This is a genomic window from Microbispora sp. H13382 (assembly GCF_014161445.1).
GTDB lineage: Bacteria > Actinomycetota > Actinomycetes > Streptosporangiales > Streptosporangiaceae > Microbispora.
The window spans coordinates 34,160-53,181 of the sequence record NZ_JABBXA010000001.1 but is presented as its reverse complement, the minus strand read 5'-3'; the positions used below and the strand labels follow the sequence as shown (position 1 = coordinate 53,181).

At 71.8% G+C, this 19,022-nt stretch carries 16 protein-coding genes; 8 read left to right on the top strand and 8 right to left on the bottom strand.

What is annotated here, in order from left to right; genetic code table 11:
* Positions 1 to 59: 59 nt before the first annotated feature.
* Positions 60 to 1,592 (bottom strand): class I SAM-dependent methyltransferase, encoded by a 1,533-nt coding sequence (locus HHX41_RS00215; protein WP_169979430.1) that lies wholly within the window; start codon positions 1,590 to 1,592, stop codon positions 60 to 62.
* A complete protein-coding gene (locus tag HHX41_RS00210) occupies positions 1,592 to 2,473 on the bottom strand; it encodes a cyclopropane-fatty-acyl-phospholipid synthase family protein (protein ID WP_182904346.1) in 882 nt (293 codons plus the stop codon). The genes HHX41_RS00215 and HHX41_RS00210 overlap by 1 nt, the downstream gene beginning before the upstream one ends.
* Before the next feature lie 260 nt (positions 2,474 to 2,733).
* Between HHX41_RS00210 and HHX41_RS00205 the strand changes: the two genes are divergently transcribed.
* Positions 2,734 to 4,116 (top strand): FAD-binding oxidoreductase, encoded by a 1,383-nt coding sequence (locus tag HHX41_RS00205; RefSeq protein WP_182904345.1) that lies wholly within the window; start codon positions 2,734 to 2,736, stop codon positions 4,114 to 4,116.
* A gap of 92 nt (positions 4,117 to 4,208) precedes the next feature.
* Entirely contained in the window at positions 4,209 to 4,562 is a 354-nt protein-coding gene (locus HHX41_RS00200; RefSeq protein WP_182904344.1) for a DUF1801 domain-containing protein, read from the top strand.
* Between the two features lie 234 nt (positions 4,563 to 4,796).
* Here the strand turns inward: HHX41_RS00200 and HHX41_RS00195 are convergent, their stop codons facing one another.
* Genes HHX41_RS00195 through HHX41_RS00180 form a run of 4 tightly spaced genes read right to left on the bottom strand, consistent with a single transcriptional unit; the run spans position 4,797 to position 8,470 of the window.
* Positions 4,797 to 6,260, bottom strand: coding sequence for a phenylacetate--CoA ligase family protein (locus tag HHX41_RS00195; protein ID WP_220503607.1), 1,464 nt, complete (start codon positions 6,258 to 6,260; stop codon positions 4,797 to 4,799).
* Complete coding sequence (locus HHX41_RS00190; protein WP_169979437.1) at positions 6,257 to 6,931, bottom strand: flavodoxin family protein; 675 nt, start codon at positions 6,929 to 6,931, stop codon at positions 6,257 to 6,259. The genes HHX41_RS00195 and HHX41_RS00190 overlap by 4 nt, the downstream gene beginning before the upstream one ends.
* Entirely contained in the window at positions 6,928 to 7,155 is a 228-nt protein-coding gene (locus tag HHX41_RS00185; RefSeq protein ID WP_220503606.1) for a DUF6052 family protein, read from the bottom strand. Before HHX41_RS00185 ends, HHX41_RS00190 begins: the two co-directional genes overlap by 4 nt.
* Positions 7,139 to 8,470, bottom strand: coding sequence for a phenylacetate--CoA ligase family protein (locus HHX41_RS00180; protein WP_182904343.1), 1,332 nt, complete (start codon positions 8,468 to 8,470; stop codon positions 7,139 to 7,141). Before HHX41_RS00180 ends, HHX41_RS00185 begins: the two co-directional genes overlap by 17 nt.
* 248 nt (positions 8,471 to 8,718) lie before the next feature.
* Between HHX41_RS00180 and HHX41_RS00175 the strand changes: the two genes are divergently transcribed.
* From HHX41_RS00175 to HHX41_RS00150, 6 genes are all read left to right on the top strand, one after another.
* On the top strand, positions 8,719 to 9,831 hold the full coding sequence (locus HHX41_RS00175) for a serine hydrolase (RefSeq protein WP_182904342.1): 1,113 nt from the start codon (positions 8,719 to 8,721) through the stop codon (positions 9,829 to 9,831).
* A 252-nt stretch (positions 9,832 to 10,083) separates the two neighbouring features.
* On the top strand, positions 10,084 to 11,256 hold the full coding sequence (locus HHX41_RS00170; protein WP_182904341.1) for an epoxide hydrolase family protein: 1,173 nt from the start codon (positions 10,084 to 10,086) through the stop codon (positions 11,254 to 11,256).
* Positions 11,257 to 11,474: 218 nt separating this feature from the next.
* Positions 11,475 to 12,878 (top strand): NAD(P)/FAD-dependent oxidoreductase, encoded by a 1,404-nt coding sequence (locus HHX41_RS00165; RefSeq protein WP_182904340.1) that lies wholly within the window; start codon positions 11,475 to 11,477, stop codon positions 12,876 to 12,878.
* Between the two features lie 151 nt (positions 12,879 to 13,029).
* Positions 13,030 to 14,280, top strand: coding sequence for an acyltransferase (locus HHX41_RS00160; RefSeq protein ID WP_182904339.1), 1,251 nt, complete (start codon positions 13,030 to 13,032; stop codon positions 14,278 to 14,280).
* A gap of 235 nt (positions 14,281 to 14,515) precedes the next feature.
* Positions 14,516 to 15,079, top strand: coding sequence for a dihydrofolate reductase family protein (locus tag HHX41_RS00155; RefSeq protein ID WP_169979450.1), 564 nt, complete (start codon positions 14,516 to 14,518; stop codon positions 15,077 to 15,079).
* Between the two features lie 187 nt (positions 15,080 to 15,266).
* Positions 15,267 to 16,283, top strand: a complete 1,017-nt coding sequence (locus HHX41_RS00150) for an NAD-dependent epimerase/dehydratase family protein (RefSeq protein WP_310741681.1) — start codon at positions 15,267 to 15,269, stop codon at positions 16,281 to 16,283.
* A 189-nt stretch (positions 16,284 to 16,472) separates the two neighbouring features.
* Here HHX41_RS00150 and HHX41_RS00145 read toward each other — a convergent pair whose 3' ends face one another.
* Complete coding sequence (locus tag HHX41_RS00145) at positions 16,473 to 17,714, bottom strand: cytochrome P450 (protein WP_169979452.1); 1,242 nt, start codon at positions 17,712 to 17,714, stop codon at positions 16,473 to 16,475.
* A gap of 44 nt (positions 17,715 to 17,758) precedes the next feature.
* Entirely contained in the window at positions 17,759 to 18,958 is a 1,200-nt protein-coding gene (locus HHX41_RS00140; protein ID WP_182904337.1) for an acyltransferase, read from the bottom strand.
* Between the last annotated feature and the right edge of the window lie 64 nt (positions 18,959 to 19,022).

Here is a 19,022-nt window from a genome sequence, read left to right as displayed (position 1 = left end):
GACGTACGCCCGCTCAGCCGCGCGGGTGTGCTCTCAGCCGTGTGTTCTCAGCTGTGCTCTCAGCTGGGACGCTCGGCCGTGATGATGACGAAGGTGCCGGGGCCCCGCTCGTCCCGGATCGTCAGCCCCGCCGCGGCCAGCCACGCCTTGATGTCGTCGAGGTCGAACAGCTCCAGCCCGCCCTGGTGCCCCGGGAAGAAGTGGCGGGACTGGAAGTAGCGGGCGATCGGGTCGGAGGGCGTGCGGAACGTCAGGAAGGTGAACGTGCCGCCGGGACGCAGGCAGCGGCCCACGTCCGCGATCGCCTCGGCCGCGTCCTCGGGGAACGCCTGCAGGGCGTTCCAGCACATCACCGCGCCGAGCGTCGCGTCGCCGAACGGCAGGCTGCGGGCGTTCGCCATCACGGCCGGCACCTGCGGCAGCCTCCTGCGCAGCGCGGTCAGCATCGGCGGGTACATGTCCAGCGCGATGAGCCGGTCGGCGCCCACCGCGTTCATCAGGGTCTCCGTCCACCGGCCCGCGCCGGCGGCCAGGTCGAGCACCGGCCCGTCCACCGGGCGCACGTGCTCGGCGATGTAGGCGTCCTCGTCGGCGGGCGTCACCGCGGCGCCCCAGTTGGAGCCGGCCAGCCGCAGGAAGTTCGGCCGCGCGTAGGCCTCGTAGAAGTGGCCCATGCTCGGCACCTCGGCCAGCTTGTAGAGGAAGTCGCCGGCGTTGCGCTCGGCGTCCTCGGTGAGGTTGAGGATGCCGCTCGCGATCGGGTACGCCGCCGAGCAGTCGGCGCACCGCACCTCGTCGCCCTCGAAGTTCAGCGCGCCCCGGCAGTGCGGGCAGCGGAACGCGGCGGCGTGCCGCGCGAACAGCTCCGCACCGGCCTCCGGCGGGGGCGGGAGGGTGTCGCGGGGCGGCACGGTCCCGACCTCCACGGGCGTGGGCGCGCCGTTCCCGGCCGCCCAGTACGCCATGGCGCCGAGGTTGCCCAGCACGCTCTGCGTGTCCTTGTCCCAGTTCAGCCGGATCTGCTCGGGCGGCATCCGCTTTATCCAGGAGTTGTCGAAGTCCCGCTCGGCCTCGTCCATCAGCGCCCACACGGCGGGCGAGGGGAAGACCCGCCCCAGCACCGGGTTGTCCGGGTCCAGCCGCTGCAGGGCGCGGTCGAGCTTGGACAGGTCGTACACGTCGAGCCCCCGGCCCTCGGCCGCGGCCAGGACGCGGTCCCGGTCCTCGGGGAAGTGCCCGAGCAGGTAGGCCAGCGCCAGCGACAGCGGCTGCCCGTTCGCGCTGCCGGCCCACAGCTCCAGGTAGAGGTCGAGGCCCTGCCGTACGGCCGCGGCCACCTCGCCGCCCGTGGGGTCGCCGGCCTCCGCCAGCATGCCGAGCAGGACGGCGAGGTGGGCCCCGCCGTCGTCGCCGATCCGCTCCAGCGTCTCCACCAGCAGGGGCACCGCGGGCAGGGCGAGGTCCGTCAGGGCGCCGTCGTGCCACAGCGCGTCCACCAGGCGCCGGAACTCCTCGTCCCGGCGCTCCGGCGGCGCGTCGGCGAACGCGTGCAGGAGATCGGCGACGGCCGGCTGCACAAGGGATGTGGTCATTAGCGCGTCCTTTCGCGGGGGAACTCGCGGGGGGATTGGTCGTTCCGGGGCTTGCGCGCGGAGACGATGACGTAGCCGATCTGGTCCGGCCGGGGGGCGAAGAAGCCCAGATGGCGCTGGGAGAACCGGGTCACGGCCTCCTCGCCGAACCTCCCGGCCACCTCGTCCCGCCGGGCCATCGCGGCCTTGATGTACTTCGACTTCCTGCCGAACACGCGCGGGCCGCACTGGGTGTGCTCCTCCACCGCGAACCCGGCGGCGCGCACGCGGTCGAGCCAGCCCTGCGTGGTGGGCAGCTCGCGCAGCTTGAGGGTGTCCATGAACTTCGCCACCCGTTCGGGCTCGGCCGGCGACTCCAGGCTGAAGTCAGAGAGCGTGAGGCGTCCGCCCGGCCGCAGCACCCGGTGCAGCTCCCCGAGCACGACGTCGAGGTCGGCCGCGTTCTGCAGCGACTCCAGGGCCAGCACGGCGTCGAAGGAGGCGTCCGGGTAGGGCAGGGCCGCGTAGTCGCCGTACTCGACGCTCACCAGGTCGCCGACGCCGGCGGCGCTCACCCGCGCCCTGGCCGTGTCGATCTCGAAGCGGCTCACCGTGACACCGGTGACCCGGACGCCGTAGGTCCTGGCGAGGAAGACGGCCGTCGCGCCCGGCCCGCATCCCGCGTCCAGCAGGTGCTCACCGGGCCGCAGGCCCAGGGTGTCGGTCACCTTGCGGCCGAGACGGTGGATCGCCTCCGCCAGCGGGGTGTCGTCCTCGTCGTCGTACCAGTACCACATGTGGATCTGGCCGTCGCGCAGCACGTCGCCGATGGGCGAGCGCTCGTCGTAGTGCCTGCCGATCTCTGCCGTATCGACGGCTTCGGAACCCACTTCGAAAGCCATGGAGATGTCGCTCCCATCGTGCCGCCCTCATCTGGGCGGACGGGTTCGGACGACTGCCGGGACACAACGCGTCGACGCCATCGTCCGTGGCGGGCGGCGCGGTCACATCTCCCAGAGTGCGGGGGCGAACGGGCCCGGCGGCGGGGCCGCGCATTGCGCACGCTGGGAGACGCGGCGGGCGCGACCGGCGTGCGAGCCTGGGAAACGGCCGAACGCCAGGACACCGGCCTGGCACCGCTGAGCTGGAGGGCACGCCAGTCATGACGATGGTCGGCGAGCAGGGCGTGAGCATCGCGCTGCCGGGAGAGGCGGCCTTCGACGCCGCCACGCAGATCTTCAACCTCGCCGGGCGGGTGCGGCCGGTGGCCGCGACGACCGCCCGCACGGTCGACGAGGTCCGGGCCGCCATCCGGTACGCCAGAGCGCGGCGGCTGCCGGTGCGCGTCCACACGACGGGACACGGCGCCCCCGCGGGCCGTCCCGTGCAGGACGCGCTGCTGATCCGCACCGAGCTGGGGGGCGGCGTCGAGGTCGACTCCCACCGCCGGGTGGCGCGCGTCCCCGCCGGCACGCGCTGGGCCGCGGTGGTCGAGGCCGCCGCCGCCCATGGGCTGGCCGCGCCGCACGGCTCGGCCCCGACCGTCGGCGTGGTCGGCTATCTGCTGCGCGGCGGGCTGAGCTTCTACGGCCGGCTGCACGGGCTCGCCGCCAACAGCGTGCGCGCGGTCGAACTGGTCACGGCCGACGGCGAACTGCGCCGCGCGGACGCGGCGTCCGACCCCGAGCTGCTGTGGGCGCTGCGCGGCGGCGGGGGCGGTTTCGGCGTCGTCACCGCGATCGAGATCGACCTGTTCCCGGCGACCCGGGTGATCACCGGGGCGTCCTTCTGGCCCGCCGCGCACGCGCCCCGTCTGCTGGCCGAGTGGCGGCGGTGGACGCTCGACGCCCCCTGGGAGGTGACGACGTCGCTGCGGGTGATGAACCTGCCGGCGCTGCCGGAGATCCCGCCCGCGCTGAGCGCCGGCCCCGTGGTGAGCGTGGACGGCGCCGTGCTCGGCACCGCGGGCGACGACCTGACCCTCGCGCGGCGGCAGGCGGAGAACCTGCTCGCCCCGCTGCGCGCCATCGCCGAGCCGGTCATGGACACCTGGGGGGAGACCGTCCCAGCCGCCGTGCTGGAGGCGCACATGGAGCCCGACGACCCCATCGCCATCGCCGGCGACCACATGCTGCTGCGTGAGATCGGCGACGAGGGCGCCGCCGAGTTCCTCCGGCTGCTCGGGGACGGGTCCGGCTCGCCGCTGGTGACGGCCGGGCTGCGGCAGCTCGGCGGCGCGTACGCGGTGCCGGACCCGACGGGCGGCGCGCTCAACCACCTCGACGCGGCGTACGCGTACTCCGGCGCGGGCGTCGTCGAGGACGCCGCGAGCCTGGCGGCCATAGAGGAGCACTGCGCGGCCGTGCGCGCCGCGCTGAGCCCGTGGGACACCGGACGGACCGCGCCCTCGTTCGTGGAGAACGTCGAGCAGCCGCAGGGCCACCTCGGCCCCCAGCGGATCGCCGCGGCCGACCGGGTGCGCGAGCGCGTCGACCCGGACGGGCTGTTCCGCGGCGACATCACCCCGAATGCCTCCCGTCTGTAAAACGCGCACCGCGCGCGGGACGGGATTGCGAAGATGACCATGGCGCCGAGGTCCGACGCCCGGCGCGGACGATTCCGAAGGAGGTCCCCCGGATGGGCAACCCGGACGTGGACGAGTACATGAAGACCAGGCTCACGCCCGAGCAGCAGGAGATCGTCACAGCTCTGCGCGAGCTGATGGCCGAGTGCGCGCCGGACGCGGCGGAGGTCATCAAGTTCGGCTCCCCGGCCTGGCAGCAGAAGAAGATCCTGGCGATCATCAGCAGCAGCAAGACCCACATCACCTTCGCCTTCGAGCGGGGCGCGGAGTTCGAGGACGCGCACGGCCTGCTGGCGGGCGTGGGAAAGCAGACGCGGCACGTCAAGATCAAGAAGCCCGACCAGATCAACCGCGAGGCGCTGCGCGACTACGTCGCCCAGGCGATCAGGATCGACTCGGCGAACTAGCCGGCGACGTCCGCACGCGCCGCCCGGTCACGCCTCCCGCGCGGCCGGGCGGCGTTCCGTGTTCGTGAGAGACGTCCGGGAGAGACGTCGTGCGCGATGTCCACGCGAGATGTCCACACGCGATGTCCGAGCGAGATGTCCGCGAGGACAGGCAGTGGACGGGCGGTGGACGGGCGGTGGACGGGCAGGAGCCCGGCCGGCGTGCGGGCGGCACGCCGGCCGGGCGGCCCCTTCTCAGGTCGTGATCGCGTAGCGGTGCGCGACCTCGCGGGCGACCAGCGCCGCGGGGTCCGGCGCCGACCTGTTGTCCAGGATCCTGGCGGCCTTCCAGCTCACGAACGCCCCGGTGTTGGTCACCGGGTCGAGCTCGGCCTCGACGGTGATGTCCGCGTCCACCCCGGCGAGCCGGCGCAGCCGGGCGGCCACGCCCGCGCCGATGTCGCGCGGGTCGCCGCCGATCTCGGGCAGGAGGTCCATGCGCACGGTCACCCTGTCGCCGCCCCCGCCGTCGTCGTCGATGACGATCTGGTAGCCGAGGCAGCCGCGCACGCCGGTGAGCACGGCGGTCTCCAGCTCGGCCGGCTGGAGCACCGCGGTGCCCAGGTGGATCCGGTCGGCGGCGCGGCCGATGACCTCGACGACCGGCCCCGGCAGCGGCGCGCCGTCCGGTGCCGGGGTGATCCGCACGAGGTCGCCGGTGCGGTAGCGGATCAGCGGCTTGATGCCGTCGACCAGCATCGTCAGTACCAGCTCCCCCACACCCTCGTCGCCGAGGACGTCGCCGGTGTCGGGGTCGACGAGCTCCACCAGGTAGTTCAGCTTGGACAGGTGCAGGTCGCCGCTGATCGCGCCGGTCGCGATGCACAGCGCCTCCTGCGAGCCGTACAACGCGGGGCGGACGATCGCCTCCGGCCAGAGCGAGGAGACGTTGGCGGCGAAGGCCGGGGTGCAGACCTCGCCCAGCACCAGGAACAGGGAGACGGGCAGCCGGGCCGGGTCGTAGCCGTAGTGCAGGGCCGCCTTCGCCAGGCTGAGGCACATCGCCGGCGCGCAGACCAGGACCTCGATCCCCAGCTCCTCGATCAGGCGCAGCGCCTTGCGGAACCCGACCCGCGGCGACTCCGGCCAGATCTTCACGTGGCACGCGCCGAGGGCGGCCGTGACCGCCGTGAACACGTCGCCGAACGCGTACAGCTCGGAGGGGCCCATCAGCCCGACCACCGGTCTCCGGTCGCCGAAGCGGGCCTCGAACAATCGCCGCCAGGACTCCTCGACCGCCGAGTTGCTGGTCAGGATGTCCTTCGCCCCGCGCGGGCACGGCGTCGACGCGCCGGTCGTGCCCGTCGTCTCGTAGAAGATGGCCGCCTCCGCCGGGCTGCCCGACAGCACGTCGTACATCTCGCGGCGCAGGTCGTCCTTGGTGGTGAAGGGCAGGGTGGACAGGGTGCGCGGAGTGACCCGCTCGACGTCCACTCCGGCCAGGTGGCGGCGGTAGAACGGCGAGCGGGACGTCACGTGCCGCAGCACCGCCGTCAGCCGCTCGCCGTACCAGCGATCCCAGTCCGCCTGCGTCATGCGGCCGTCGTGGAAGGCGCGCAGCGTGCGCCGGTACTCCTGCCAGAACTCGCGCAGCGCGGGCGGGCCGGCCGGCTCGGCCGCGACGGCGTTCACCACCGGCCGGGCCGCGACGGCACTCACATCCGCTCCCGCGCGGCGTCCCAGGTCAGGCCGTCGCGCTCGCTGCGCTCCCGCAGCGGGAGGATCTCCTCCCTGCCGGTCAGCTCGCGGTACTCGTCCAGCAGCTCGATCATGTCGATCATGCGGTCCACCAGCCGGGTCACGTTGATCATGCCCTCCTCGTCGTACGCGGCGTCGCCCTTGTGCAGGGCGTGCACGGTGGCGGGGAACCCGCTGCCGACCACGATCATCCGGTTGAGCAGCGCGTTGGCGGTGAGCTGCGCCCACACCTCTCCCGCGCTGTAGCGGCGCGCGAGCGCGATCACGCCGGCCACCTTGTTGCGCAGGGGCCGGTCGAAGCGCAGGTAGCCGACCCCGGCACGTTCCAGGAACGTCTGCATCAGGCTGCAGGTGCCGAAGCCGTGGACGGGGGCGGCGTAGATGATGCCGTCCGCGGCGCTCATCTTGTCCACCACGCCCGCGACGTCGTCGGTCTGCACGCAGCGGACCACGCGGTCGTTGCAGTCACCGCACGGCCCGCAGGCCACCATCCGGATGTTCCGCAGGTCGACGGCCTCGAGGTCGACGCCGCGCTTGGCGGCGACCTCCGCCGCGTGCAGCAGGACGTCCACCGTGTTGCCGTCGCGCTCGGAGCCGTTGATGGCGACGATTCGCTTCCGCCGCCCGGTCACGACGCCTCCCGCAACGGGATCTCCCGCTCGCCGCTCCACCGGTGCGAGTAGAACTCGAAGTCGAGGGCCTGCCCGTCGAGCGCCGCGTGCAGCTCCGCCACGGCCACCCGCGCGGCGGCGGCGACGGACGGGACGTCGCACGAATCGGCCAGCTCGTGAAGGGTCGCGTAGCACTCGCGGAGCTGCCGCTCCTGCTTGGGGGACAGCTCACCTGGAGCGTTCATCATGGAACCTCGCCGCTTTCAGTTCGAATCGGGGCAGGCTGCCCGGCTCGGCCGTCTCGACCTCCGGGCGGATGCCGATCTCCTCTTTCACCGCCCTGCTGATGCGCGCGCACAGGTCCGGCGCGTCCAGGCCGGCGAGGTCGTGCGGTTCCACCCGCACGACGATCGTGTCGAGCCCGCGGACGGTACGCAGGATCACCTGGTGCTCGCTCACCTCGGGGAAGCCCCGCAGCACGTCCTCGATCATCACCGGCGTGACGGAGACGCCGCGGATCTTCCGCATGTCGTCGCGCCGCCCGAGGATGCCGCCGTCGAACCAGTCCCAGGTGCGCCCGCAGCCGCACTCGTGCCAGGGCCGCTTCACCACCAGGTCGTCGGTCCAGTGGCGGAACAGCTGCACGCCCTCACGGCCGAGGCCGGTCGTCACGCGGACGCCCTCCTCGCCGTACCCCACGGGCTGCAGGGTCTCGGGGTGCAGCACCTCCTCGATGAGCCCGGACTCGATGATGTGGCAGCCGCCGTTCTGCCAGGGGCACTCGAACATCGACACTGTGCCGAACTCGGTGGTGCCCGCGGCGTTGAACACCCGGGCCCCGAACGCCTCGGATATCGTCCGCGTGGTCGACTCGGGCCGCGGCTCGCCGCCCGCCATGATGATCCGCACGTTGGCGTCCCTGGCGAGGTCGACACCCATCTCGCGGGCCGTCTCGATCAGCCGCATGGCGTAGCTGGGCGTGCAGCCGAGCACCTCGATCTGCTGGTCCACCAGCAGCCGGACGCGTGCCTTCGAGTCGAGCCCGCCCGAGGGGGCGACCCGGCAGCCCATCCGTTCGAGCCCGTAGTGCATGCCCCAGAAGCCGATGAACAGGCCGTAGCCGAAGGCGACCATCCCCCGGTGCCCGGGGCGCACTCCCATGCCGTACAGCACGGTGCACCACAGGTCCACGCCCCAGGTCCAGTCGCGCAGGGTGTCGAACGTGCGCACCGGCGGGCTGCCGCTCGTGCCGCTGGTCTGGTGGTGCCGGATCCCGAGCACGGGATCGGTCGACGGCCAGGCGCCGTACGGCGGAGCCGCCTCCTCCGCGGCGATCAGCTCCGACTTGTGCAGCAACGGGACGGTCGCGAAGTACTCCTCCAGTGAGCCGATCCGCTCGGGCAGCCGTTCCCGCCAGAACGGCGAGTTGCTCCGGGCGTAGTCCAGGGCCTTGGACAGCTTGCGCCACTGCCACTGCTCCAGTTCCCGGCGCGGCATGGTCTCCGTCTTGCGGTTCCAGTACTCGGCGGTCTCCGGGCGGGCCGGTCCGAGCGATGCCATCAAGCCTCCCCTACGACCTCGTCGACAACCGGCTGCGGTGACGGCGCGACAGGCGCCGGCGCGGCACCACGAAACTTGTCGATAAATCCCTGATTACCGTGACATCGTGATCGGGCGGCACTCCACGACGCATCTCTGAAATTGCGGGGAAAACTTCTTTCAGATTGCGCTGTCCTGACAACGCGTTGTCGGACGGCCACCGCGGGCGAGAAAATACGACGGAATGGCCGACGACAAGGGATAAGGACATGAGCGAACTCCAGCGGAAAGTTCAGGAAACCATTGACCAGCTGGTCGAGTCAGGGGCCGAGACCGGTCTGCAGGTCGCGGTCCACCAGGACGGCCGTCAGGTGGTGGACGCCGTGGCCGGCGTCGACGCCGCGACCGGAAGCCCGATCACGTCAGACACCCTGATCTACAGCAGCTCCGCCGGCAAGGCTCTGACCTCGGCCGTGGTGCACGTGCTCGTCGAGCGGGGCGTCTTCGGCTACGACACGCCCATCGCGGAGGTGTGGCCGGAGTTCGCCGCCAAGGGCAAGGACAAGGCGACCATCCGGCACGCCCTGACCCACACCCTCGGCACCCCCGGCGTCCCCGCCGACACCACCCCGGACGACCTGGTCGACTGGGACAAGATGGTCACGGCCCTCGCCGACGCCGAGCCGTGGTGGGAGCCGGGCACCAAGACCGGCTACCACGCCCAGACCTTCGGCTGGCTGCTCGGCGAGACCGTGCGCCGCGCGACCGGCAGGCCGATCTCCCAGGTCCTCAAGGAGGAGGTGGCCACCCCGCTGGGCGTGGCCGACGAGCTGTTCCTCGGCGTGCCGGCCTCCCACCTGGACAAGGTGGCCCCGCTCGTCCAGGTGGGCGACCCGGTCGACCTCGACCAGCTGGAGCAGTGGATGCCCACCTACTTCAAGGCCGTCCCCAAGGCGGTGCAGCTCAGCGTCGAGATGTGCAACCGGCGCGACTACCTCGCCGCCGACATCCCGGCCGGCGGCACCTTCAGCGCCCGGGCGATCGCGAAGCTGTACGCCGCGCTGCTCGGCGAGGTGGACGGTGTCCGCCTGATCTCGCCCGAGCGGCTGCGTGAGGTCTCGGCCGTCGCGGTCGACGGCGTCGACGAGATCTTCGGCCACCCCTCCCAGTACGCGCTGGGCTTCGGCCTGGGCCGCCCGGTGGAGAACGGCCCGGACGCGTCGAGCGTGCTCGGCTGGCCCGGCGCGGGCGGCAGCCACGCCGACATGGACCTGTCCAGCGGGACCACGCTCGCGCTGACCAAGACCCGGTTCAGCCCCGGCGACTACTCCGCCGTCGCCGCGGTCTCCGACGTCATCACCAAGGCCGGCGCCAGCGTGTGACAGACGCCGTGTGACCGACGCCGGGATCCTTCCGTCAGGGCTCCCTCTCCGCCGTACCGCGCCAGGCGCGGCGGAGAGGGAGCCCTTGCCGTTACGGGAGAGCGCACGGAGCACTGCGGGAGATGCGGCACGGCGGGCCCCCGGCCGACGATGGCGGGGTGAGGACAGGTCCTCACGCGGCCCGACGACTCCGCCGGCGCCCGAGATCGCATCGCATCAGGCAGCACAGCTTCTACCGAATCAGGTGCACACATGCGTTCATTCCGTGTCGAAATCCCGCAAGCCGACCTGGACGATCTGCAGCGGCGGCTCGCCGCCACCCGGTGGCCGGACGAGCTGCCGGGCGTCGGCTGGGACCGCGGCGTCCCCCTGGCGTACCTCAAGGAACTCGCCGAGTACTGGCGGACGAGCTACGACTGGCGCGCCGCCGAGCGGCGGCTCAACCAGTACCCCCAGTTCGTGACCGAGATCGACGGCACGGACGTGCACTTCGTCCACGTGCGGTCGCCGGAGCCCGGCGCCACTCCCCTGATCCTCACGCACGGGTGGCCCGGCTCGGTCGCCGAGTTCCTCGACGTCATCGGCCCGCTGACCGACCCGGCCGCCCACGGGGGCGACCCGGCCGACGCCTTCCACGTGGTGATCCCGTCCATCCCCGGCTACGGCTTCTCGGGACCCACCGGCCAGACCGGCTGGGACGTGACCAGGGTCGCGCGCGCGTGGGCGGAGCTCATGAAGCGCCTCGGGTACGACCGGTACATCGCGCAGGGCGGCGACTGGGGCAAGGTGATCTCGCTGCAGCTCGGCCTCGTCGACCCCGAGCACGTTGCCGGCGTGCACATCAACATGCTGGTGACGTTCCCGCCCGGCGACCCCTCCACGATGGACCTGGACGCGGACGAGCTGGCCCGGCTGCAGCACGGCGGCCACTTCCAGCAGGACGGGGTGGGCTGGCAGAAGATCCAGTCCACGCGCCCGCAGACCCTCGCCTACGCGCTCACCGACTCCCCGGTCGGCCAGCTCGCCTGGATCGTCGAGAAGTTCAAGGAGTGGACCGGCTCCGAGAACGCCCCCGAGGAAGCGGTGGACCGCGACGACCTGCTGACCAACGTGTCCATCTACTGGTTCACCGCCACCGCGGGCTCGTCCGCGCAGCTCTACTACGAGTCCAGCTACGGCGACGCGGCCTTCGCACGGACGTGGGGCGGGCCGTGGCCGCTCACCGTGCCCGTCGCGGTCGCGGTCTTCCCCAAGGACGCGACCCGGCCGATCCGCCGCTTCGCCGAGCAGGCGCTGCCGACGATCACGCGCTGGACGGAGTTCGACCGCGGCGGGCACTTCGCCGCGATGGAGCAGCCCGGTCTGCTGGTCGGCGACGTGCGGGCCTTCGCGCGCTCGCTGCGGCCGGCGCCGGTGAACGCCTGACGCCGTAACCGAACCGGACGCCCCGGCCGGGCGGACGGGACCGGAGCCGGTCCCGGCCGCCCGGCCCTTCGGCATGCCCGCGAACAGCCCGCCGACCGCCGGAGCACCGGAGCACTGCGGAAGATGCGCCGCTTCCCGAGGGCGTCTGACGATGACGGGGTGCGAAACGGCGGATCGCCGCACTTTCTGCGCGATCCGGTACACAGGGAGGTAACCCGATGAGCAGTCTCGTGGGAAACCGCGCGGTGGTGCTCGGCGGCAGCATGGCGGGCCTGCTCGCGGCGCGGGTGCTCGCGGACGGCTACGCCGAGGTGGTGGTGGTCGACCGGGACCGGCTGAGCGGCGTGACGACCGCGCGCCGCGGCGTCCCCCAGGGCCGGCACGTGCACGGGCTGCTCGCCCGCGGCCAGCAGATCCTGGAGGAGCTGTTCCCCGGGTTCACCGAGGGGGCGGTGGCCGCCGGCGTGCCCACCGGCGACCTGGGCGAGCTGCGCTGGTTCTTCAACGGGGCCCGGCTGGAGCCGGCCCGCACCGGGCTGATCTGCGTCTCCGCCGCCCGTCCCGTGCTGGAGAGCCACGTACGCGCCCGGGTGGCCGCGCTCCCCAACGTCACGTTCCTGGAGGAGCACGACATCGCCGGGCTGGTCGCCACGCCCGACGGCGGCCGGGTGACCGGGGCGCGCGTGCGTCCCCAGGCTGGGGACGGCGACGAGGTCACCATCGAGGCCGACCTCGTGGTGGACACGACCGGCCGGGGGTCGCGGACCCCGGTGTGGCTGGAGGAGTTCGGCTACGAGCGGCCGGCCGAGGAGAAGGTCAAGATCAACCTGACCTACACCACCCGGCACTTCCGGCTGCCCGACGAGAGCATCCTCCACGGCGACCTGTCCATCAACCCCGTCTCCTCGCCCTCGCACCCGCGCGGCGCCTTCTTCTCCAGGATCGAGGGCGGCCGGTGCGTGGTGTCCCTCACCGGCGTGCTGGGCGACAGCGCCCCCGCGACCCCCGAGGGCTTCATGGACTTCGTCCGGTCCCTGCCGGTCCCGGACATCTACGACGTCATCAAGGACGCCGAGCCGCTGGACGACCCGGTCTCCTTCCGCTACCCGGCCAGCGTCCGCCGGCACTACGAGCGGCTCACCCGCTTCCCCGACGGCCTGCTCGTCATGGGCGACGCCGCCTGCAGCTTCAACCCCGTGTACGGCCAGGGCATGACCGTGGCCGCCCTGGAGGCGCTCACCCTGCGCACGCACCTGCGCAAGGGGACCGAGCCCAGGCCGCTCGACTTCCTCCGCGACATCGCCGCCGTCATCGACGTGCCCTGGAACATCTCGGCCGGCGGCGACCTGAGCTTCCCCCAGGTCGAGGGCGAGCGCCCGCTCATGGTCCGGGTGATGAACTCCTACATGGCCAGGCTGCAGAACGCCATGTCCAGGGACGGCGTCGTCACCAGGACGTTCATGCGCGTGGCGGGGCTCGTCGACCCCCCGCAGGCGCTGATGAGCCCCGGCATGATCCTGCGGGTCCTGCTGAAGGGCGGCCGTCCACAGGCGAGCGCGCCGTGGCGGGCGGAAAGCCGCGCCGAATCCAGCATTCCAAAAGATGTGCGCATTTCCGGCTGAACCTGATGATAACGACGCAAGGGGGGTCGATTGGCGTCGCCAAACGATTGCGAACGGATTCACTCCTGATAGGAGCAGGAAAATGGTGGCCACATCCAGCGCGCACGGCGCGAGAGCCGACAGCGGTGAACGAATTCCGCGACTAGAGGGCGTGCGCGGCGTCCTCGCATTGGGAGTGCTCGTCTTCCACGCCGCGTGGCTGGCGGGCGCCACCAGCTTCATGGACCAGCCCGGCAACGGCATCTGGGGATACCTGGCGGACGGCCTCGCGGTCTGCCTGCCGCCCTTCTTCGTGCTGTCGGGCCTGTTCCTCTACCGGCCCTTCGCCCGCGCGGTCCTGGCCGGCACCCGCAGGCCGAACGTGCCGGCGTTCCTCACCCGGCGCGCGTTCCGCATCCTGCCCGCCTACTGGCTGATGCTGGCCGTCGCGCTGCTGTTCATCAACCTCAACGGGATCCACGGCATCCGCGACGTGATCCGGCCGTTCCTGGCGATCCACTTCTTCTGGCAGGAAGGCCAGCCGCTGACCGGCCTGCTGCACACCTGGACCGTCCCGACCGAGCTCACGTTCTACCTGGCCATCCCGCTGCTCGCGCTGGCCTCCAACCGGCTCGCGCGCCGCAGCGCCGACCCGGCCCGGCGGATGCGGCTCATGATGATCACGCCCGCCCTCGTGCTGGCCGGCGGGTTCGCGTGGATCGTCTACACGAACCTGCCCTCGTTCAAGGGCCCGTACGAGTTCTGGTTCTGGCCCTTCTACTACATGACGGCCTTCGCCTGCGGCATGGCGCTGGGCATCCTGCACGCCTACTCCGAGGTGACCGGCCGGGTGCCCGGGCTCTACCGGCTGGCGGCCAGGCGGCCGAACCTGTTCTGGCTCGCCGCGCTGGTCGTCTACCTGGCGTACGCCCCGCAGCCCTTCGGCACCCCGGGCATGGGCGACTGGCCCGCCCTGATCCAGGAGCTGGTCGGCCACACCCTCGTGCTCGTCTTCGGCGTGCTGTTCATCGTGCCGCTGACGCTGCCGGAGGCGAAGTCGAGGTTCATCGACGCGGTGCTGGCCAACCCGGTGATGCGCTACCTCGGGCGCATCTCGTACGGCATCTACCTCTGGCACGTGCTGGTCCAGGAGTTCTACCTGAAGAACGGCAACATCTTCGGGGTGGACCCGCTCGACGCCACCCAGTTCCGGGGCACCGTCGGCTTCTGGGAGACGACGGCCTTCGTGCTCGCGGTGAGCGTGGTCCTGTCCACCGTGAGCTACTACGCCCTGGAGCGCCCGGTGATGAAGCTGTGGAACGTCTGGTTCAGGAAGGACACCAGGGCACGCGTGACGGCCGCGGACCCGGCCCAGCCGGGCGTGCCGGTGGGCGCCGCGTCCACCGGCTCCGACCGCGCCTGACCGCCGCGTCACGGGACGCACAACCACGACCGCAACGCCGGAGAGCGCCGGACCCCGATGGATCGCCAGCCGCGACCGTCACCGGCCTCTCCGGCATTGCGGTCGAAACACATCTCCACTCCCCCGCGCGGCCGGATCCGGCCACGCGCCACATCCGGCCGGCGCCACCGCTCGACCCCCTCCGCGTGGGAGGGTGCGGGGGCACGGCCGCGAACACGAAGAAGGAGGTCAGCGGATGAGGAAACTCATCGCATCGGTCATGACGTCGCTCGACGGGGCCATCGAACACCCCGAGGTCTGGTCGATGGACTACTGGAGCGACGAGGCGGAGGCCCAGGCCTGCGAGCTGCTGTTCGCGAGCGACGCCCTGCTGCTCGGGCGGGTCACGTACGAGGGCTTCGCCGAGGCGTGGCCCGAGATGACGGACGAGAGCGGGTACGCCGAGCGGATGAACAGCCTGCCCAAGTACGTCGTCTCCTCGACGCTGGAGAAGGCCGACTGGAACAACTCCACCGTCATCGGGTCCGACGTCGCCGGCGAGGTGGCCAAGCTCAAGCAGCAGCCGGGGCAGAACATCCTGACCTTCGGCTGGGGCCGGCTCACCGACTCGCTGCTGAGCCACGGCCTGCTCGACGAGATCAACGTCTGGCTCCACCCCGTTCTGGTGGGCAGCGAGGAGGGGCAGCTCCACCGCAAGGGCGTCGCCTCGCCGCTGGAGCTCGTGGACAGCAGGACGCTCGCCTCGGGCATCGTCATCCTCAACTACCGGCCCACCGCCCCAAAGGCACCGGAGGACTAGGAGAACACGGTCGCCCCGCGACGGCCCCCGCGCCGGTCGCGGGCGGCCGTCGCGCCATTTCGGATGCGCGCCTGACCAGGCGCGTCGTCGGCTACGGAAGGGATCAGCGGCCGTGGAAAGAGACGCAAGAAGGGTGAATCCGCTGTCACCGCCGCACGGGACGGGCCACCGTCCCTCCCGTGTGGTGGTGACAGGCGGCTCCGGCTTCATCGGCAGCCACCTGGTGGACCGCCTCATCGCCCGGGGGGACGAGGTGACCGTCTTCGACAGCGGCCCGCTGCCGGAGCACCAGCGGCTCGCCCGTGAGCACGCCCGGCTCGTGCAGGGCGACGTACGGGATCCGGACCGGCTCGCGAGGGCGATCACCGCCGGGGTGGACGTGGTCTACCACCTGGCCGCGGTGGTCGGCGTGGACCAGTACCTGGCCCGGCCCCTCGACGTCATCGACATCAACTTCCAGGGCACCCGCAACGTGCTGGAGCAGGCCGTCCGCGCCGGCGCCCGGGTCGTCGTGGCCAGCACGAGCGAGGTGTTCGGCAAGAACCCCGCGGTGCCGTGGACGGAGGAGGCCGACCGCGTGCTCGGCTCCACCTCCGCCGACCGCTGGACCTACTCCACGGCGAAGGCGCTGACCGAGCACCTGACCTTCGCCTTCGCCCGCCAGCACGGCCTGCCGGCGACGGTCGTCCGCTACTTCAACGCCTACGGCCCGCGCCAGCGCCCCGCGTTCGTGCTGAGCCGCAGCATCCACCGCGCGCTGAACGGCCGGCCCATCGTGATGTACGACCGGGGCGGGCAGACCAGATGCTTCACCTACGTGGAGGACGCCGTCGACGGCACGCTGCTGGCCGCGGGTCACCCGGCCGCCGTCGGCGAGTCGTTCAACCTGGGCAGCATGGTCGAGACGACGGTCCGCGAGGCCGGCGCGCTGGTCGCCAGGCTGACCGGGGCCGACGCGGCGCAGGAACCGGTGGACACCGTGGACACCCGCCGCGCCCTCGGCTCGGCCTATGAGGACGTCCCCCGGCGCATCCCCGACAGCACGAAGGCGCGCCGCGTGCTCGGCTGGCGGTGCGCCACCTCGCTGGAGGAGGGCGTCGCCCGGACCATCGCCTGGGCCCGCGCCAACCCCTGGTGGCTGGCCCTGCCCGACACCGGCGCGGTCGGCGTGCGCGAGCCCGCCGTGCTGGACAGCGCCGCGTGACAGGAGGCCACGTCGGCCGACGAACAGGAGGGCCGGGCGCCGCCCGGCCCTCCTGCCGTGTGTGACCCGGATGCCCGTGTGTGACCGGATGCCGTGTGACCGGATGCCCGGGCGACGGCAGAGCCCCCCGCACCGGATGGTTCATCCGGTGCGGGGGGCTCTGTGGCCGGGCCGCGAGGTCCGCAGCGCTCAGCGGACGCCGGCGGGCACCGGGGCGGTCAGCCGCACCGGCAGGGCCCGGTGGCCGTTCATGATGAACGTCGGCAGCGGCTGCAGGTCGTCCTTCGAGACGGCGAGGGTCAGCTCGGGGAAGCGCTCGAAGAGGCTGGACAGGCCGATGGTCGCGACCGCCCGGGCGATGCTCGCACCCAGGCAGTAGTGCGGCCCGTGGCCGAACGACAGGTGCTCCTTGTCCGGCCGGGTGATGTCGAAGCGGCCGGCGTCGTCGCCGTGCAGGGCCGGGTCGCGACCCACCGCGCTGTAGTTGACGAGGATCGGGTCGCCCTTCGGGATGGTGACCCCGTCGAGGTGGATGTCGGTGACGGCGTACCGCAGCGGCAGGTGCACCAGCGGCGACTCGACCCGCAGCGTCTCGTCGATCACGTCGTCCCAGCTCGCGCGGCCCGAGGTGACCAGTTCGAGCTGCTCGGGGTGGGACAGCAGGGCCGTGATGGCGTTGTCGAAGAAGTTGATCGTGGTCTCCGAGCCCGCGCCGAGGATCGCGAAGATGGTGTCGGCCAGCTCCTGCTCGGACAGGCGCGAGCCGTCCTCGTCGCGCGCGGCCACCAGGTCGCTGGTGATGTCCTCGCCGGGGTTGCGGCGCTTCTCCGCGATGAGCTCCTCCATCGCGCCCCGCCAGCCGCGCAGGATCGCCTGGGCCTGCTCGGGGGTGACGGTGGTGTCCACCATCATGTCGATGACCTTGGCGGTCTCGACCCGGGCGGCCTCGGACATCCCGATCAGGTCGGCGACCAGCATCGCCGGCAGCGGGTAGGCGAAACGCTGCCGGAGGTCGACCACCTCGCCCGGCGGGGTGGCCGCCAGCCCGTCGAGGAGCATGGTGGTCAGCTCGACGATCCGCGGCTTGATCGCCTCGGTCCGGCGCGGCGTGAAGGCCTTGCCGACCAGCCGGCGCAGCCGGACGTGGTCCTTGCCGTACGCCGTGACCATGTTGTCCATGGCGATCCAGCTGATCATCTCCCAGTCCGGGGGGATCTCGCCGTTGATGAACGCGGGCCAGTGGTTCCTGGCGCTCTTGGTGACGTTCGGGTCGGTCAGCAACTGACGGATCGCGGCATGGGTGTTGACGGACCACGCGACCACCCCGCCGGGAAGCTCAACCCGGGTCGCGTGACCCTGTGCGCGCAGGCGGTCGGTCTCCGCGTGGATGTCCCGGCCGGTGGTGTCGAGGACTGGGCAGCGTCTTTCCACGGATGTCTCCAGGGTTTGCTTCGGTGCGTTGGACGAGGAATCGCTCAGTCGGACGATCCGGCGGAGGCCGCCGTCAGGCGCGGCCCCTCGGTCCCGGTCCTGCGGGACCGGCTCCACCGCCGCATGGCGGGCTGCTCGACGAACCGGTAGAGCAGCCATCCCGCGAGCACGTTCACGCCGATCAGTGCGAGGACGAGCAGGGTGCCGCCCACGACGCCGTACTCGGCGCGGCCCAGCACGGCGGGACGCAGCCAGAAGAGCACCACGGCCTGGGTCATGTAGAAGCCGAACGACACGTTGCCCAGCCACACCATCGGCCTGCTGCCCATCACGGTGCGCCGGCCGCTCAGGTTGGCCGCGGCGAACGTGCCGATCGCCAGGCCGAACGGGACCGCCGTCACCAGGACGAGGCTGTACGGCGAGGGCACCCACAGCGTGGCGGCGTACGCGACCGCGAGCAGGACGGCCACAGGGGTGATGCCGATCCGGGGCCACCGGCCGCTGATCACGATCCGGGCGAGGACCATGCCGAGCACGAACTCGAACAGGCGGGCCGGGGGGAACATGTAGACGAACCAGAACTGCGGCAGCGACAGCGGGTCACCCGGGTAGCGCGGCTCGTCGGGGAGCAGCGTGAACGTGACGAGGCAGACCGCGGCCATGCCGATGACGGTGACGCCGGCCCACGCCCACAGGCGGCTCTCCCTGATCTTCCCGATCGGGATCATCAGCAGCGGGAACAGCAGGTAGAACAGCATCTCCGAGCTGAGCGACCACGCCGGCATGTTGGCCCCGCCCCAGTAGTTGGAGTCGGGCGAGAAGGAGTTGACGAGCAGGAGGTTCGGCAGCCCCCACATCGGCGTGTAGGCGGCGGCGAACAGGAGCATCGCGAGCGCCCAGGTCACCACGTGGTTGGGCAGGATCTTCACCGAGCGGCGCCGCAGGTAGGCGCGGACCGAGTCGCCGGGCCGGTAGGACCAGGTGATCACGAAGCCGCTCAGGATGAAGAAGAACGACACCCCGATGGAGCCACCCGGGGAGAAGAACCACATCAGGTTCTGGGTGATGGCGTCGTCCTGGTACGGCGTCGCCGGATCGAGGTCGCCCGCGGTCATCGGGTAGATGACGTGGCTCATGAAGACCAGCAGCGCGGCGATGATCCGCATGCCGGTCAGTGCTGGCAGATCGGGGCGGCGCTCCTCCTGGAGGGCGCCGCGGTGAACGGACGACGTCGCCACGGACACGGTGGGTCTTCCTTTCCACTCGGACTGCCCCTGCCGGCGAACGGGAAAACGCTGGGCAATCTCG